Origin of the sequence: Wolbachia endosymbiont (group B) of Hofmannophila pseudospretella, from assembly GCF_964028515.1 — a bacterium.
Taxonomy (GTDB): domain Bacteria; phylum Pseudomonadota; class Alphaproteobacteria; order Rickettsiales; family Anaplasmataceae; genus Wolbachia.
Window position 1 is genome coordinate 714,006 of the sequence record NZ_OZ034788.1, and the last position, 17,302, is coordinate 731,307.

Here is a 17,302-nt window from a genome sequence, read left to right on the forward strand (position 1 = left end):
AAAAAATATACATGTCATTCATCTTCTTCCTTTTTTTGATATTCACAATAATCACGTTTGTTTTACCTAGCGTTGTTGTATTCTTTCTCTTTTTGGCAAAGAGAAATAACATAAGTTTTATGATGAACTCTATATTAAGTAAGTTTTTGAACGAATTTAACAGCAGTAAAAGTTACACCAAAAATTACACTGGTGATAATATGTCCAAAGATGAAGCATTAAAAATACTAGGGCTGAATTCCGAGGCAAGCCAAAATGAAATCAATCAGGCATACCAAAATTTAATGAAACTGGTCCATCCAGACAAGGGAGGATCGGAATATTTTGCACAAAAGTTAAACGCAGCACGTGATAAGTTGATGAAGACCTAATTTTAACCATTGTTTTCTCTGTAAATTTTGCTTGTACATATTAAGTTGCATGATATAAAACCGGAAACATTATTCTTTAGGAGGTATTTGATGAAAAAACTTGAGAGATTTAGAAAGAATTTATTTGCGGCTATAGATGAGCTTAATATTAATAAAGTTAAAAGATATGTTAAAAAGGCAAGATATATAAATAAAGAAAAAGAGATTATTAATGGTAAAAAAGATGGTATGGCACCTATACATCTTGCTGTTTATAGAGGTAGCTTAGAGATAGTGCGGTTTTTGCTTAAAAATAATGCTAATATTAATGCTGTTAGTGATGGATGTCTTGTTCCTTACTCGTACGTTACTGCCATGAATAGCAAAGCAGAAATAAAAGAAATGATATATCATTGTACTAGTAGTACCACTTCCCAAGTAATGCAAGGTTTTACAGCTTTACACTTAGCCTTTTTTTATTGTCGATTAGATATCGCGAATCTTCTGCTCAATAATAATACTATTAATATTAATATTAAAAATGCAAATGGCAAAACGGCATTTGAGGTTATCCCAGGTTATGAAAGTCTTTGCAGTGATGGCTGTGACATAGGAAAAATATTCTTAGCTGTGTTAAGATTTCATAAAAATAATTGTACAGAACTATTACTTTCTGCTAGAATTAATACTAAATTAGAGTTAGAAGCTGGTGATACTCCAAATCCTGCACCAAGCAGTGCAGTAAAACCTTTTTCTTTTATTAATAATATATTTAGTTGGGTAACCACTGCCACACTCAATGGCTTATTCAGCAGTGCTCCTATTTTACTTCCTGCACAGCAATCTGTTGATCACTTGGCTGGTAGCCCAATTGGTTCTTCACAAGTTGATTTTAATGCAACAGCTCTACTAGTTGATGTAGTGGTCAAAAAGTTCACAGGGAAAAAGTATTCAAGGCTATTGGACAATCCACCTCTGACAAGACTTGATATTATAGAAAAAAAACTCGAGACGGCAATTAGTAGTTGTGAAAAACGTTATCAATGTCCTCGAAGTTCATTTAGCGATTCAACAATATCTAGGTTTTTATCATCACAGTCCCTCTAAATCAGTTAAAATAAGCACTCAAATTTAAGTGCTTATTTTTCTATCCCTTATTTCCTCTTCTAAAGCAGATTGCTTCTTATTAAGAGCAAAAAAATTTGAATAAGGAAGCTCAGCATGTCTTGTACGAAAGTTAAAATGATAGGTTGTTGGAAGACCTAATTCTTCACTATTGAAATTTTTTCCTGTAAATTTCAATTGCACATACTAAATTGTGTGATATAAAGCCAAGGATGTTGTACTTTAGTAGGTATTTGATGGAAAGACAAAAAATAATTGAGACATTTGGGGAAAAATTAGCTTCTGCTATAGGCAAAGGTGATTTTCAAAAAGTTAAAGAATGTATTGAAGAGATAGAGCATAAACAAATAAAAAATGAGGTTTTGAATTATGAAAAATACTATATGAAACCTATACATCATGCTACTCTCTCCGGTAATTTAAAGATATTACGGTTTTTATGTAAAAACGGTGCTGATGTTAATACTACTATTAGTAATCGATATTTGAGTACTCCCTTGCACATCGCTGCTAGACATAACAGACTAGAAATAGCAAAGTTTTTACTTGATAGTTGTGCTAACATCAATGCTAAAAATTATCAAGGCTGTACACCTTTGTACTTAGCATCTAACGATTGTCATTTAAATATGGTAAAACTCCTACTCTGTAGAGGTGCTGATGCTAGTATTCAAAGTCGTTACGGCAAAACAGCATTAGATGTTGTTGGAGATGCTAGAAAAGATGAATGTAGTAGTAGTGAAATTCAAAAAATAGAATCTGTATTGAGCAATGCTACTGAAGCTGACTGTGAAGCAGAATTAACTTCTATAAAAGCAGGTATTAAAGACGCTAACGACAGCACAGATTTTGTAAGTAGTGCAGCGAGTCTTCAATTATTCCCTACCAAAGCAATTAAGATAGAATTGGAAGTTAGTAATACCAAAAACTTGGCAAGTAGCACAGTGAACTCTTCCTCCACTCCTACCAGAGCAGATTTTAAAGAAGCTAGCAGCATCACAAGCGGCGCAGTAAAACCTTCTTCTTTTATTAATAGTATATTTAGTTGGGTAACCACTGCCACACTCAGCAGTGCTCCTGCTTTACCTCCTGCACAGCAATCTGTTGATCACTTGGCTGTTAGCCCTATTGGTTCTTCACAAATTGACTATAATGGAATAGCTACGCTAATTGCTATGGCAGTAAATTATATTAAAGGAAAACAATATTTAAGGCCACTGGACAATCCACCTCTGACAAGAATTGATATTATAGACAAAAAAGTCGAGACGGCACTTAGTGAGTGTAAAAAACGTTATCAGTGTCCTGAAAGTTCACTCAGCAGCTTAAAAATATCTAAAGGCATGCATCACATGTCCTTTTAAATCAGTTAAAATAAGCACTCAAGCTTGAGTGCTTATTTTCGTATAATCCTCTTTAAGTTTAAGCTCTTATATGTTGGGAATAAGCTGCTACGCAATTTAAGTAAACTAAGGAGGTTTATGGTGTTTTGTACAAAAACTAAATGTAGCACGTGATGAAATAACAATCTCTTGCGTTGTAAAATTTTTTTAATTTTACATATAAATTCCACTAGCATATGCCCAAATTATGTGGTATAAGGGCAAAAATTTTATCCTTTAGGAGGGTTATGGTTACAAAAACAGAAGTTAAAAAATGGAGAGATGGGTTACGTTCTGCAGTAAAGGAACGTGATTTTCAAAAAGCTGAGGAGTATATTAGAGAAGGAAAGACACATACTACTAATGTTATTAACTCTAAAGATAGAAATGGTAACTCACCTTTATCGATTGCTGTTAGTAAACAAGATTTAGAAATGATGAGGTTTTTAATTGAGAATGGTGCAGATGTTAATATTGAGGACTTTTTTCGTGTGCCTCCTATATACTATGCTGTTACAAAGGGCACCAAAGAAATGATAGAGCTTCTAATCGATAAAAAGGCTAGCATTAGTGGTTATTTTTCATATGCTGGTGAAAGACGTACTCTTATAGGCTGGGCTATAGATAAAAATAGTTCGGAAAAAGTAGAGGTCCTACTTAAGCATGGTGCTAGTCCAGATGGCAAATTTGATTTTAATGATTCTTCACAAGATTCGTGTCTACATATTGCCACTCAGAAAGATTACCAAAAAATAGTAGAGCTTCTTATTGAATATCATGCTGACGTCAATGTTCAAAACAGACGGGGGCACACACCTATATATTTGGCTATTAGTTTAAAACGTCCAAAAATAATGAAGCTGTTATACGATAGTGGTGCTGATATTGATAATGTTAAGGATATAAGGAACGAGACACCATCAGATTATGTTAAGTTATTTTATCCCGGTAAAACGATAAAAGAGATTGTTGCAGAAGCAGAGAGTGCCAATGTAAATCCAGGTGATACTACTCTTGCACCAAGTAGTGCAGTAAGACCTTCTTCTTTTATTAATAGTGTATTTAGTTGGATGGGAACTTCAACAACTGCTGCACTCAGTAGCTTATTTCAGAGTGCCCCTGCTTTACCTCCTGCACAGCAATCTATTGCACATTCAACTGGAAGCTCAATTGGTTCTTCACAAGTTGATTGTAATGGAGCAATTCTGCTAACTGCTATAGCAATCAGTAAATTCACAGGGGAAAGATATTCAATGCCACTGGATAATTCGCTTTTGACATTGGAGCAAATTAAAGAAAGAAAAGTTAGTGCTATAGAAAGAAATGTCAAGATGGCACTTAGTAATTGTGAAAAACTTTATCAATGTCCTGAAAGCTTACTGAGCAACTTAACAATATCTAAAGGCGTGCGTCATCAAAAGCCCCTCTAAATCAGTTAAAATAAGCACTCAAACTTGAGTGCTTATTTTTGAAATCTATTCTTTAAATTCAAACTTTTTATTGTACGTTGTAGGTAAGTTGTTACAATAAAATAAGTTAAGATGAAAAAGCTTTAAGTTATGGAAGATGATAGCAAAAAAGAAATAATAGAAGAAAAAGGTATATTTGGTTGGATAGAGTATAGGCTGCCCATATTTTCTTTTCTAAAACATACTGCTTCTTATCAGGTACCAAAAAATTTAAATTATGCTTGGAATTTTGGTTCTTTAGCTGGTATAGCGCTGATTTTACAAATAATAACAGGTATATTTCTTGCTATGCACTATACTCCGCATGTTGATCATGCATTTAATAGTGTGGAGCGTATAATGCGTGACGTAAGTTATGGATGGCTGATACGTTATACTCATGCTGTTGGGGCATCACTCTTCTTTATGGTGGTCTATGTTCATATCATGCGTGGATTATATTACGGATCTTATAAGAGACCGCGAGAAATGGTGTGGTTTGTTGGCATATTTATATTTTTTGCGATGATGGCAACTGCCTTTATGGGGTATGTTCTTCCATGGGGACAAATGAGCTTTTGGGGTGCAACAGTTATAACTAACTTATTTTCAGCCATACCTTTAATTGGCAATAAAGTAGTTATATGGTTGTGGGGTGGTTTTTCCGTTGATAACCCAACACTCAATCGTTTTTTTGCACTGCATTATCTTCTGCCTTTCATTATTATTGCTTTAGCTATGTTGCATGTTATTGCTCTACACAGATTTGGCTCTGGTAATCCAAGTGGAGTGGAGGTGAAATCAAGTAAGGATACTATTCCACTATATCCTTATTATATAGCAAAGGACTGCATAACTTTTGGCCTGTTTTTTATAGCTTTGTTTGCATTTGTTTTCTATGCTCCTAATTATCTTGGGCACCCTGATAATTATATAGAAGCTGATTTTATGGTAACTCCAGTACATATAGTGCCAGAATGGTATTTTTTACCTTTTTATGCGATGTTGCGTTCAATTCCAAATAAACTTATTGGTGTACTTACCATGTTTGGATCTATTTTAGTGTGGTTTCTTTTGCCTTGGCTTGATAAATCAAAGGTTAAAAGTGGCGCTTACCGTCCATTGTTTAAGAAATTTTTTTGGGTTTTTGCAGTAAATTTTGCATTTCTTGCTTGGCTTGGAGGTCAGGAAGTTAAAGAGCCTTACATTACTTTAAGTAGGCTTTCAACTCTTTATTATTTCTCATATTTTGTGATAATTTTACCTTTACTGAGTAAGTATGAGAAACCAAAAAAATTACCAAAAACCATAAGTGATTCTGCGCCGGAGATGAAGTAATGCTGGTTAAAAATATATTTGCTGTATTTTGTGCATTATTTCTTGCTAATTATGTATGTGCGGAAGAATTCACGCCATCACCAAATAAGAAGATGGACTGGAGTTTTGATGGAATTACTGGATCTTTCGATAGAGAGTCAATTCAGCGTGGCTATAAAGTATACAAGGAAGTCTGTGCTGCTTGCCATTCAATGAATAGAATAGCGTTCCGTAATTTGCAAGATGTTGGTTTTTCTGAAGAGGACGTAAAACAAATTGCAGCCTCTTATCAAGTTAAAGATGGTCCGAATGATTTGGGTGAAATGTTTGATAGACCTGGAATACCATCAGATTATTTTATTGCACCTTTTGATACGAAAGAAGCAGCTGCAGCAAGCAACAATGGTGCAATTCCACCAGACTTATCACTCATTATCAAAGCAAGGCACGATGGTGCAAACTACGTCTATTCACTTTTGATAGGCTATCAAAACGGCGAGCAGGATGAGAAAGGTTTATATTTTAATCCATATTTTTCAACAGGCAGGTTAGCTATGGCACCACCACTCTCTGAAGGAATGGTAGAATATGATGGTGCAAGACAAGCCACAGTTGAAAATATGGCATATGACGTGGTAAATTTTTTACAATGGGCAGCGGAGCCAGAACTGGAGCGCCGACATAAACTTGGGCTAAAAATAGTGACATATTTTATAATTTTGACGGTATTTTTTGTTCTCACTAACAATAGAGTTTGGAGCCAACTCTATAAAAAAGGAAAATAGAACTTCATTTACGCTCGTTTTTATACCTTACTCATAATATCATGTGTATTATGTAATGATAAACATATTATGAAAGTATAGGGATTATGGCATTTCAAATAGTTACAAATTTTCAGCCAGCTGGGGATCAACCACAAGCAATAGATAGTTTAGTTGAAGGACTAAATAACAAAAAAAGAGATCAGGTTTTACTTGGAGTAACTGGCTCTGGAAAAACTTTTACTATGGCAAATGTTATTGCAAGAACAAACAGGCCTGCGTTAATTATGGCACATAATAAAACTTTAGCGGCGCAGCTTTACGAGGAAATGAGAGGATTTTTCCCCCACAATGCTGTTGGATATTTCATTTCTTATTATGATTATTATCAGCCTGAGGCTTATTCGCCACAAACAGACACTTATATTGAAAAAGACTCTTTAATAAATGAAAGAATTGATATGCTACGCTATTCTGCTATATGCTCTCTTTTGGAGCGTAGGGACACGATTGTAGTTGCGAGTGTTTCTTGTATATATGGTCTTGGTTCGCCTGAGAGCTATCTCAGCATGACCTTGACTTTAAGTGCTGGAGATAAGATTCATGTTAATGACTTTCTGAATAATTTAGTTAATCTCCAATATAAACGTTCTGATGTCAGATTTGAGCGAGGATATTTCAGAGTGCGCGGCGACATTATTGATATATTTCCTGCCTATTATGAAAATAAAGCTTGGCGTTTATCATTGTTTGGTGATGAAATAGAGGAAATTTCTGAGATTGATGCCATGAACGGCAATATTATCAGACGTATAGATAAAGTCACCATTTTTCCAAACAGCTATTACACTACATCACGTGAGACTCTTTTGCAAGCAGTTCAGTTGATTAAAAAAGAACTACATGAACGCTTGGATTATTACTATTCACAGAACAAAATTGTTGAAGCAAAACGCCTTGAGCAGCGTACTAATTTTGATATTGAAATGATGATGGCAACGGGAGTGTGTAAAGGTATTGAAAATTATTCGCGTTATCTTTACGGAATGAAAGCCGGAGATCCACCGCCTACTTTATTTGAATATTTACCTAAAGATGTAATTTTATTTGTTGATGAAAGCCATGTAACCGTTCCCCAGATAGGTGCAATGTATAGCGGTAATGAAGCACGTAAAAAGAAATTGATAGATTATGGTTTTAGGCTACCTTCTGCTTTTGATAACCGTCCATTAAAATCGGAAGAGTGGGAGGCAATACGGCCACAGACTATTTACGTTTCGGCTACTCCAGGAAAATATGAATTAGAAAAGACAAATCACGCATTTATAGAGCAAGTTATCCGCCCAACAGGACTGACAGATCCCATCTGCACCATAAAACCAACAGAGAGTCAGGTTGATGATGTGATTCATGAGGCACAAGTGACGATAAAAAAAGGGTTTTGTATTCTAATTACCACATTGACAAAAAAAATGGCTGAAAAGCTAGCTGAGCATATGAGTGAGCTCAGTATGAAAGTAACTTACCTACATTCAGATATTGGTGCACTGGAAAGAATTGAAATTATATGCAAATTAAGATCTAAAGAAATAGATGTTCTTGTTGGCGTTAACTTGTTGCGGGAAGGTCTTGATATTCCCGAGTGTGGGTTGGTTGCAATTTTGGATGCTGACAAAGAAGGTTTTTTACGATCAGAGACTTCGCTCATTCAAACGATAGGTCGTGCTGCACGCAACGTTGAAGGCAGAGTAATTTTATATGCAGACAAAATTACTAATTCTATGGATCGTGCACTGAAAGAAACTGAAAGGAGAAGAAAGAAACAGACAGAGCATAATACACTGCATAATATTGTACCAAAAACTATAATAAAGCCTATATCAAATACTTTACAGGAAAAAGTGGTAATTGAGAATTTTAGTCAGGATGATCTAAACAGTTTGAAAAAGCAAATGTTGAAGCATGCTGAAAATTTAGAGTTTGAAGAGGCGGCAAAAATAAAAGGTATTATTGAAAGATTTAATAATAGGCCCGTTGCATAACTAGAAAAAAGATAAATAATTAATAGTTAAGCTGACTTTGATTTACCAAAGATTTGAAAAACTATTATCTAAGAACATATCTTGAAAGGACTTAAGTGGTTAAATATTAAAGAGTTCTTGAAGTAAGGAGAGCACACTCATACGTCAAGCAAACAACGTTTACCTAAAATTCTGTGACATTAGCAGCTTCCTTGGCCCGTTTTCAGTAAACAGTGATTTTGTAATTCTTCTATATATTAGAAAAATTTTTATTTTAATTAGCGTTAAACCATAGGCGCCTATTGTTTTTTAGCTAAAGTAAAGGTCAAGTATCTGGAATTCTGGACATAAAATCCCCCTGTGTAAAAAAGATTAGAAAAAAGTGCAGCGCACATACGACAGAGATTAAACATGCACTAAAGAAGATACGCTACGCCTTTTGATTAAAAATTTGACTGAACAGTCTGCAGACAAAGATAGATTTTGAGCTCTTAAAATATCTCTAACTGTGATTATAATTAGATTTAAAATATATGGAAGCAATTTTTTACGTTAATATTTTAAATTAGGCCTCTTGCATAACTATATTAAAGGTTAGCACCAGCAACTACTCCTCATTATATATTTTATCGCATTAATAATTGTTATGTTTTTGCTCTCCCTATTGCTCCTTGTGCAACATTTGGCCTTGTCACTTATATCACTTGTTACCCTCCTATTTCTTGCTTTATTCTTTTTTTTTCCTTTCAAGACACGTTCTGAGTGGCAAAACATAGGTCCACTTTAATGTGTATTAAACAAGATTTTATAACTCTAATTGTCTTTGCTTGTGCTGTTCAACTGTGACATCAACCATTACATTCAATGGAAGATGATCTGAAGGGTATCTCTCTTGTTGGAATTATATCATCTTTACCCAGGCCTTTCACCGTACGCTGTATACTCCTTTATAACAGGGGATAAAAAGCAAAAATCTATTCTTTTTTTGAGATCATATACAGATTCTAACAATTAAAATCTCACAACAAATTTGTTGTTTCATAGCTTTTATATAATCTATAATTGCAACTGTTTTAACATTAATCAGAGCCTAAAAGAGGCTTGTTATTAATGGATTACTTATAAAATCTTATGGAAAGTAGAGCTTGGTTCATTTGGCTGATCAGCAACTTAATTGTTATATTCAGCAATATGCAGATAATCTACACCTTTATAAGTGTGAATCTTGAAAAAGAACTTGGGCTCACGATTGCGCAAGTTGCACTAGCTAATTCAGCATATACTTGGACTTTTGCTATCTCACAATTTTTTAGTGGGGCAATGTTTAATGTTTTTTCCAGCAAAAAAATTTATTTTTTCTCGTTGTCGATTATGATCTTTGGATTTTTTATCCTTATTAGTAGTGACAGTTTTGTCCATCTAATTTTATCTCAATTCTTGATTGCAATTGGAGCATCGTTTGGTTTTATTGGCGCCGCTCATATAAGTAGCACATACTTTCCCCTCACCCAATTTGGACTGATGTTCTCATTAGTGCAGACAATTTCAAGTCTTTCCGCTTTGATGATTCAAATGTTGTTCTCTAGCTTTCTTTCTGAAGGTGCAGATTGGAAGAATCTGATTGTATGCGTAATATTATTTGGCGTGTCAATATTTGTGCTTATGTTTTTTTATCCGAAAGGATTTTCAAAAAAAAGTTTGGGGGGATACACAATAAAAAGCTCTCTAAAAACAGTAGTATGCTCTGTACTAACGGTGCTAAAATTAAGAGATATCTGGATAACCTCAATAGTGGGTGCTATTACTTTTGGAACATTTTTAGCGCTTAATATGTTGTGGGCACCAAGGTTGCTAATCAACTTAGAGCTCAATACAACGGAGTCAGGTGTGGCAACTGCGATATTATGGCTTGGTCTTGCAGTTGGTGCTCCAATTGCAGATCTAATCTCAAATCTATTTAAAAATAGAAGGCACATAATCTCTGCTTTTGCTCTATTGCAAGGTATTTCAGTTATTATTTTACTATACGGCCATTTAACAGTTCATATCGTATACTTTTGTATGTTAATGTTTGGTTTTTTTGCAGGAGGACACATGCTTAATTTTACTGTTGGCAGTGAGATTGTGGAGCAGAAGTATATTAGCACATCATCATCCGTTATCAATGGGTTTATGTTTGTTATGAGTGGAATTTTAGTGTCAATTTTAGCGCTTTTTTCAGATCATCAAATGGTGCTTTTCACAATATTTGCAATGTTAACATTTGCTAGTATTTTTAATTATGCTACAAAAGAAACATACTATAAAAATAAAGTAGCTGAATCTTGAGTCGATTGTTATATTATATTAACATACTGTAATAAATTATGACAATAAAAGACACAACAGTAACTAAGGCAACAATAGCTGAATGTATAAACCAGGAAATTGGATTATCGAAAGAAGACTCTATTGCAATAATAGATGATATATTGGATGAGATAAAAACGAGCTTAGCAAAGGATGGAATAGTAAAAATATCTTCATTTGGAACATTTTTGGTTAAAAACAAGAAAGAAAGACCAGGAAATATACCAAAGACATCGGAAAGGGTAGTAATTCAAGCAAGAAAATCCATTTCTTTTAGACCTTCAAAAATGACAAAGAGATTAATAAATAATCGATGAATAAGGAAAAATTATTTTACACAATTGGAGAAGTAGCTGAAGAACTACATTTGGAGCAGCATGTTTTAAGATTTTGGGAAAGTCAATTCCATCAAATTAAACCCATAAAACGGAAGGGAAGAAGACTATATGATCATAAGTGTATAGAGGCAATAAAGAAAATAAAATATATGCTATATGACAAAGGATATACAATAAAAGGAGTACAAAAGGAATTTGGTAACGATGTAAGAATTGATCATTATTCAAGAAATTTGTTGCAAGAACTTACCGATTTAAGAGACTATTTGACTGATAAAATAAATGAAGAAAGTAATAAATAGACGAAAAACACTATAAAGTTTTGTGAAAGTTGATATATCTAGAGATAAGTGTATGTGTCGTATAGCCTTGTTCTTTATATTATCAGCAATACTGATAAGCTGTGGCCTGCAAAAACCTGCACCTGTACTACTTAAAGGCGAAGAATTTTATGGAAAAAGAGACCTAGAGTACACAAGGGAGTATCATTTGATTAAAGAAAATGTTGATTCTTCGCTGCAAAAAGAAAGTAGAAAAGCCTTCGTAGATAAGGTATATAACAATAATGCACAAAGCATGTGTAAATTTGTAATACCGGTTAAAGGTGTAGTTACTTCTTCTGATAAGATATGTCAAGATGGCATAAAAATTACTGCTCAAAGTGGAACAAAGGTTATTGCTTCTGCGCCTGGCAAAGTGATATACGTAGGCAAAGGCCTGAGGTGGTACGGAAATTTAATTATAGTGGAACATAAAGATAATTACATGACTATGTACTCCTATTTAAAAAACATACAAGTTGAAATTGGTGATAAAGTGAAACAAGGCCAGGTTATTGGATCTGCAGGTAAATCAAGCACGCAAGATAAAGATCCGCAGATGTGTTTCACAATACGTCATAATGGTCAAGCGGTCGATCCTTTAGTACATATAAACTGTGATTGAATTTATGAAATATGATTTTAAAAACGTTGAAAAATTCTACCAAAATAAGTGGAATTTTTCTGTAAGCAAAGATAGTAAACAGAAGAAATGTTACGTGTTGGAGATGTTTCCATATCCATCTGGTAAGATTCACATGGGGCATCTGCGCAATTATGCAATAGGGGATGTAATAGCACGTTACAAGAGAGCTCGTGGATTTGAGGTTTTGCACCCAATTGGCTGGGATGCGTTTGGATTACCAGCTGAAAATGCAGCAAGAGACAACAAGATTAACCCTGCGGCGTGGACAAAAGAGAATATAGACAATATGCGTGCACAGCTAAAATCTATAGGTCTTTCCTATAATTGGAATCGCGAGCTTTCCACATGTGATCCCGATTATTACAAACACGAACAGAAATTTTTTCTGGATTTTTTAAAGCATGGGCTTGCCTATCGAAAAGAGTCGTGGGTTAATTGGGATCCAGTAGATCAAACAGTGCTTGCAAATGAGCAAGTGATTGATGGAAAAGGATGGCGATCAGGTGCAGTTGTTGAAAAACGTAAGTTATCTCAGTGGTTTTTAAAGATTACTGATTTTGCTGAAGATTTGCTTCATTGTCTGCAAAGTTTAAAAAACTGGCCAGAAAAAGTCAAAACTATGCAAGAGCGCTGGATAGGAAAATCTGAAGGGGCAACTATAGAGTTTGAAATAGTTGGCTTGAATAAGAAATTAAAGGTTTTTACAGTTTGTCCTCATGCTTTATTTGGAGCTTCTTTTCTTGCAATAGCAGCAGAGCATCCTATTGTGCGAAATCTTAAGGACGAAGACATACAAGGCTTTATCGACAGTGTGAAGGCAAAGGGAGAGAATGATGAAAAAATCGGGATTTACACAAGATTAAATGTCAAACATCCATTTCTTGATAAAGAGTTGCCACTGTACGTAGCGAATTTTGTGTTGATGGAGTATGGAGAAGGTGCGATTTTTGGTTGCCCTGCACATGATCAGCGTGATTTTGAATTTGCGCAGAAGTATGGTTTACCGATTATTCCTGTAGTTTGTGAAGAGAGCACAGAGATCTTAAAAGAACCGTACTTCGGTGATGGAGTGATGTTCAACTCTGAATTCTTAAACGGACTAATGATTAATGAGGCAAAGGAAGTAATTATTAAAAAGCTTGAAGAAAAAGGAATAGGTAAGAAAACAATAAACTATCGTCTACACGATTGGGGAATTTCAAGGCAACGTTATTGGGGATGTCCTATACCTATTATACATTGTAAAGATTGTGGAATTGTTCCAGTTCCAGAAAAAGACCTCCCTGTTGTTCTACCAACGGATGTAGAATTTACAAGTGGTGGTAATCCCCTGGATAAGCACCCAACTTGGAAATTTGTTGATTGTCCAAAGTGCGGAAAGCAAGCAGAACGTGAAACTGATACATTTGACACTTTTTTTGAATCTTCTTGGTATTTTGCTGCATTTTGCAGTGAAAATAAATCGATTAATAAAGATGCTTGTAATCGTTTTATGCCTGTTGATTATTATATAGGTGGAATAGAACATGCAATTCTACATTTGCTTTACTCAAGGTTTTTCTGCCGTGCTTTAACTAAATGTGGCTATTTTGATGTTAAAGAGCCTTTCTCTACTTTAATCACTCAAGGAATGGTCTGTCATGTAACTTATAAAGATGAGAATGGCAAATGCCTCTTTCCCGAAGAAGCAAAAGAGTTGGTTGCGAAGGGTGCTAAGATCCAAGTTGGAAAAGTCGAAAAGATGAGTAAGTCAAAGAAGAATACAGTTGACCCAAACTTTATCATAGAGAAGTACGGTGCTGATACTGCTCGCTTGTTTGTATTGTCTGACACTCCTCCAGAAAAAGATATGGAATGGTCAGATGATGGCGTAGAAGGCTGTTCTCGCTATATAAATAAATTGTGGCGTATGGTAATTCAGCTAAGGCCCGTAAACATACACTATGATAATGAAGGAGTTACAGGCAAACTTCTAGAATATAGAAAAAAAATCCATAAACTCTTACACGGACTTACAGATGACTTGGAAAACTGCAGATTAAACTGTGTGGTAGCGAAATTCCGTGAAATGACAAATTTAATAGCTGAAATAGACGTAAAAACTGGAAAATCTCTTATTGATGAAGGTATATGCATACTAATCAGAGTAATTGAGCCATTCATGCCACACCTGGCTGAAAATTTATGGCAAAAAATAGGAGGCGAAGGCATGCTATATATGCAACCTTGGCCAAAAGCTGATGAATCACTACTAATTAATAATATGGTGACTGTAGCAGTGCAGATCAATGGAAAGTTACGTGCGACCATTGAAGTGGCAACTGATTTACCTCAAGAAGAATTAAAGAAAATAGCAATAGACTCTATATCTAATAAAGTTGGTCAAAGCGAAATTCGCGCCGTATATGCTGTACCAAATAGGATAGTAAATATAGTTATATAAAAATTTTGAGTAGCATGTTCCTAATTTCATAGGTATACTTTTTTTAATATGTAGTTATATCTTTTTTAATATAAAGGATATATACTTGTGCATTATATATTTTTTTGTATGGGTAGTTATATGAAAATAAAGGGATTATGCGTTTTAGCTGTGTTGCTCACTTCATCTCTAGCAGGTGCAGGAGATCCTATAGGTGAGTTGAAAGATAAATATTATGCAGGTTTAAACTTTGGTGCTGGTTGGGGTGGTGGCTTTAAAATGAAACCTGGCGTTGTTTTTGGTTACCATCATGACGAAAACTCTGAATTTGAACTTGAGGTTCTCAGTAATGTTAAGTCATTAAAGAGCATAGGAGCTAGCTTATTGGCAAACTATCGCTTTTATCCTGGGCTTAATATTGATCCCGTTAGGTTATATGCTAGTGTAGGTTTAGGTGGTTATCTCCAAGTAGTACCTTTCGGCTTTGGTGTTAGTGATACAGCTGATGAAGGTGAAGGTGAAGGTGAAGTTCAAAAAGATGACAAAGAGGGCGATATAGGTCCAGGTGAAGCACCACAAAAAGTTCCACAATTTGCTGAGGACATTATTTCCGAGGATGGAACTGATACAGCTACTGATTCATCTTTAGTAGATAAAATACTGAGTTCTATTTCCTATAAAGTAAAGTTAGGTGTTGATTATGAAATTACTCCGCAGATAATTGGTACAGCTGGTATGACCATGGGTGGGCAACTAAGTAGTTTTAAACCACCATTACAAATACCGGACGCGATGCTAGAAGTAGGAATACGTTATAATTTTTAATGCTGGATAACATTGCGTACATGTTTAATGGTTAGGTGTAACCACAAGCAATGCTCAAAACTTGCTGCTAGTATGTTTGAACACTTATTTCAGTCTGTTTTAAGGAAGTAATGTGTATGAATTATATGAGAGCGATGAAAGTGCTCGCTGTATTGGTTGCTTTAGCAAGTACGGCTGGTAATGGTGCAAGTGAGTTAGAAGACCAGTACAAAGATCGGTATGAAGACCAGTACAAAGATCAGTATGAAGATCAACACAAAGATCATTGTGAAGATCAATACGAAGATCGATATGAAGACCAGTACGAAGATCAGTACTATGTAGGTTATGTCGGTTTAAACTTTGGGACTCGATGGGGTGAAAGCTTTAAATTGAAACCTAGCGTTGTTTTTGGTTATCACCATAATCAAAATTCTAAGTTTGAACTTGAGGTTCTTGCTGACATAAGTGATATAACTGATAAAGAAAAAAGGAAAGTAGTAGCTAGTTTATTGGCAAATTACCTTTACTATCCTGATCTTGAAATTGATCCCGTTAGGCTATATGCCAGTGTAGGTTTAGGTGGGTATCCCCAAATAATCCCTTTTGGCTTTGGCGTTAATGATACAGCTAATGACAATGGAGCTGAAGCACCACAAAAAGTTCCACAATTTGCTGATGAATCTAATAACGATGATGGAGCTGATACAACTGCTGATTCATCTTTAGTAGATAAAATACTGAGTTCTATTTCCTATAAAGTAAAGTTATACCAATTCCCACTATATAAAGAACAGATAGACAATAATGGGAAAGAAGTGATACTAAAGTAGATAAAATAGAGAGGTATAAATGGCATTAAGGTCAAAACTATTAGACGAAAAAGTTGTAAATTTGGCGAAAGAAATGTTAAAAAAGGTCAGAAATAACGCATATGTTTCAAAAAAGTTACAAGCGGTGATAGCAGGAAAAGAAAGTAGTATAAGCGCTGTGGCAAGAATATGTAAAATTTCAAGGACTGCTTTGACTGAATGGATAAAGCATCTAAAATTTGGTAGAGTAGAAAGATTATTTTCCCCGTCTCAGCGGCGAAGAAAAAGCAAATTAAACAAAAATCAACGTGAGCAAATTGAAATATGGGTAGAAAGAAATCCAAATATTACTATTAAGGAAGTGCAAATAAAAATCTCAGAGGAATTTGGCCTAAACATTAGCAAATCAACAGTGCACCGTGAGATACAAAGGATGAAGTTTTCTTACATAACACCGAGGCCAATTCACCATAAACAAGATAAAAACAAGCAAGAAGAGTTTAAAAAATACTTCAATAAAATAGTCAATTCCCACCCTGAAAAGGAGGTATTTTTTTGATGAATCACGATTTGGAACTCATTCAAAAATCGGACACGGATGGTTTAAAAAAGGGGTCAGAACACAGGTTAAAATGAAAATTGGTAGACAAAATTTCTATATCTACAGTGCGGTAAATCCAAGAAGTGGTAAGAAAATTAGCCTACTTGCTCCATATGTAAACACTGATTGTATGAATATATTTCTGGAGCAGATGTCGAAAGATTTAGGCACGAAAGAAGCCTTTCTTGTAATGGATTGTGCAAGTTGGCATAGATCAAAAAGTTTGAAAATTCAGGAAAACATTACCATCATATACTTGCCTCCTTATTCACCGGAACTGAATCCTGTTGAAAGGTTGTGGCAATATATCAAATACAATACTTTACGCAATAGTATCTACGATACCATAGGTTTACTTGAAGATGTTTTGTGTAATTTTATTGTCAATATTTCCAGTACTACTATTAAACGAGTTTGTAATGTTTCTTATTTGTTCGGTCAGTAATGGATTTTGGTATTAGGTGTTGATTGTGAAATTATTCCGCAGATAGTTGGCACAGTTGCTATTGCTGCAAGTGGTCAATTAAGTGGCTTTAAACCACCGATGAAAAAACCAGACACAATCATAGAAGTAGGTATACGTTATAATTTTTAAGCTATGAA

General features: G+C 34.8%; 15 protein-coding genes and 1 pseudogene. All 16 read left to right on the forward strand.

Translation table 11 applies throughout. The features are described 5' to 3' along the window. Positions 1–119: 119 nt before the first annotated feature. Positions 120–371, forward strand: a complete 252-nt coding sequence (locus ABWU24_RS03325) for a J domain-containing protein (RefSeq protein WP_225416266.1) — start codon at positions 120–122, stop codon at positions 369–371. Between the two features lie 90 nt (positions 372–461). Next, a complete protein-coding gene (locus tag ABWU24_RS03330) occupies positions 462–1,457 on the forward strand; it encodes an ankyrin repeat domain-containing protein (RefSeq protein WP_353274435.1) in 996 nt (331 codons plus the stop codon). 254 nt (positions 1,458–1,711) lie between these two features. Further along, the gene (locus ABWU24_RS03335; protein WP_341815542.1) at positions 1,712–2,839 is read left to right on the forward strand and encodes an ankyrin repeat domain-containing protein; all 1,128 of its coding nucleotides are present in this window, start codon (positions 1,712–1,714) and stop codon (positions 2,837–2,839) included. A gap of 266 nt (positions 2,840–3,105) precedes the next feature. After that, entirely contained in the window at positions 3,106–4,287 is a 1,182-nt protein-coding gene (locus ABWU24_RS03340) for an ankyrin repeat domain-containing protein (protein WP_353274437.1), read from the forward strand. 129 nt (positions 4,288–4,416) lie between these two features. Beyond that, positions 4,417–5,643 (forward strand): cytochrome b, encoded by a 1,227-nt coding sequence (locus ABWU24_RS03345; RefSeq protein ID WP_341815543.1) that lies wholly within the window; start codon positions 4,417–4,419, stop codon positions 5,641–5,643. Continuing rightward, positions 5,643–6,407: a cytochrome c1 gene (locus tag ABWU24_RS03350; RefSeq protein WP_341815545.1), complete on the forward strand. Its 765-nt coding sequence runs from the start codon at positions 5,643–5,645 to the stop codon at positions 6,405–6,407. The genes ABWU24_RS03345 and ABWU24_RS03350 overlap by 1 nt, the downstream gene beginning before the upstream one ends. An 86-nt stretch (positions 6,408–6,493) precedes the next feature. Continuing rightward, positions 6,494–8,428: an excinuclease ABC subunit UvrB gene (uvrB, locus tag ABWU24_RS03355; protein ID WP_341815546.1), complete on the forward strand. Its 1,935-nt coding sequence runs from the start codon at positions 6,494–6,496 to the stop codon at positions 8,426–8,428. Positions 8,429–9,538: 1,110 nt separating this feature from the next. Next, the gene (locus ABWU24_RS03360) at positions 9,539–10,735 is read left to right on the forward strand and encodes an MFS transporter (RefSeq protein ID WP_135352970.1); all 1,197 of its coding nucleotides are present in this window, start codon (positions 9,539–9,541) and stop codon (positions 10,733–10,735) included. A gap of 38 nt (positions 10,736–10,773) precedes the next feature. Continuing rightward, positions 10,774–11,073 carry an integration host factor subunit alpha gene (locus ABWU24_RS03365; protein ID WP_108784330.1) on the forward strand — a complete coding sequence of 100 codons (300 nt, stop codon included), beginning with the start codon at positions 10,774–10,776 and terminating at the stop codon, positions 11,071–11,073. Further along, the gene (locus ABWU24_RS03370; protein WP_010402982.1) at positions 11,070–11,396 is read left to right on the forward strand and encodes a MerR family transcriptional regulator; all 327 of its coding nucleotides are present in this window, start codon (positions 11,070–11,072) and stop codon (positions 11,394–11,396) included. The genes ABWU24_RS03365 and ABWU24_RS03370 overlap by 4 nt, the downstream gene beginning before the upstream one ends. 52 nt (positions 11,397–11,448) lie before the next feature. After that, entirely contained in the window at positions 11,449–12,039 is a 591-nt protein-coding gene (locus tag ABWU24_RS03375; RefSeq protein WP_015587989.1) for a murein hydrolase activator EnvC family protein, read from the forward strand. 4 nt (positions 12,040–12,043) lie between these two features. Further along, positions 12,044–14,503, forward strand: coding sequence for a leucine--tRNA ligase (leuS, locus tag ABWU24_RS03380; RefSeq protein ID WP_353274439.1), 2,460 nt, complete (start codon positions 12,044–12,046; stop codon positions 14,501–14,503). A gap of 120 nt (positions 14,504–14,623) precedes the next feature. Next, entirely contained in the window at positions 14,624–15,307 is a 684-nt protein-coding gene (locus ABWU24_RS03385) for a hypothetical protein (RefSeq protein ID WP_341816071.1), read from the forward strand. A gap of 110 nt (positions 15,308–15,417) precedes the next feature. Then, positions 15,418–16,119, forward strand: a complete 702-nt coding sequence (locus tag ABWU24_RS03390) for a cell envelope biogenesis protein OmpA (RefSeq protein WP_353274441.1) — start codon at positions 15,418–15,420, stop codon at positions 16,117–16,119. A 19-nt stretch (positions 16,120–16,138) separates the two neighbouring features. After that, positions 16,139–17,144, forward strand: a protein-coding gene (locus ABWU24_RS03395) for an IS630 family transposase (RefSeq protein WP_353274215.1) whose coding sequence is annotated in 2 segments (ribosomal slippage) — positions 16,139–16,648 and positions 16,650–17,144 — 1,005 coding nt in all. Because the reading frame shifts where the segments join, the coding sequence is not laid out codon by codon here. Positions 17,145–17,156: 12 nt separating this feature from the next. After that, a pseudogene (locus ABWU24_RS03400) lies at positions 17,157–17,294 on the forward strand (cell envelope biogenesis protein OmpA); the annotation flags it as partial. Positions 17,295–17,302 lie beyond the last annotated feature (8 nt).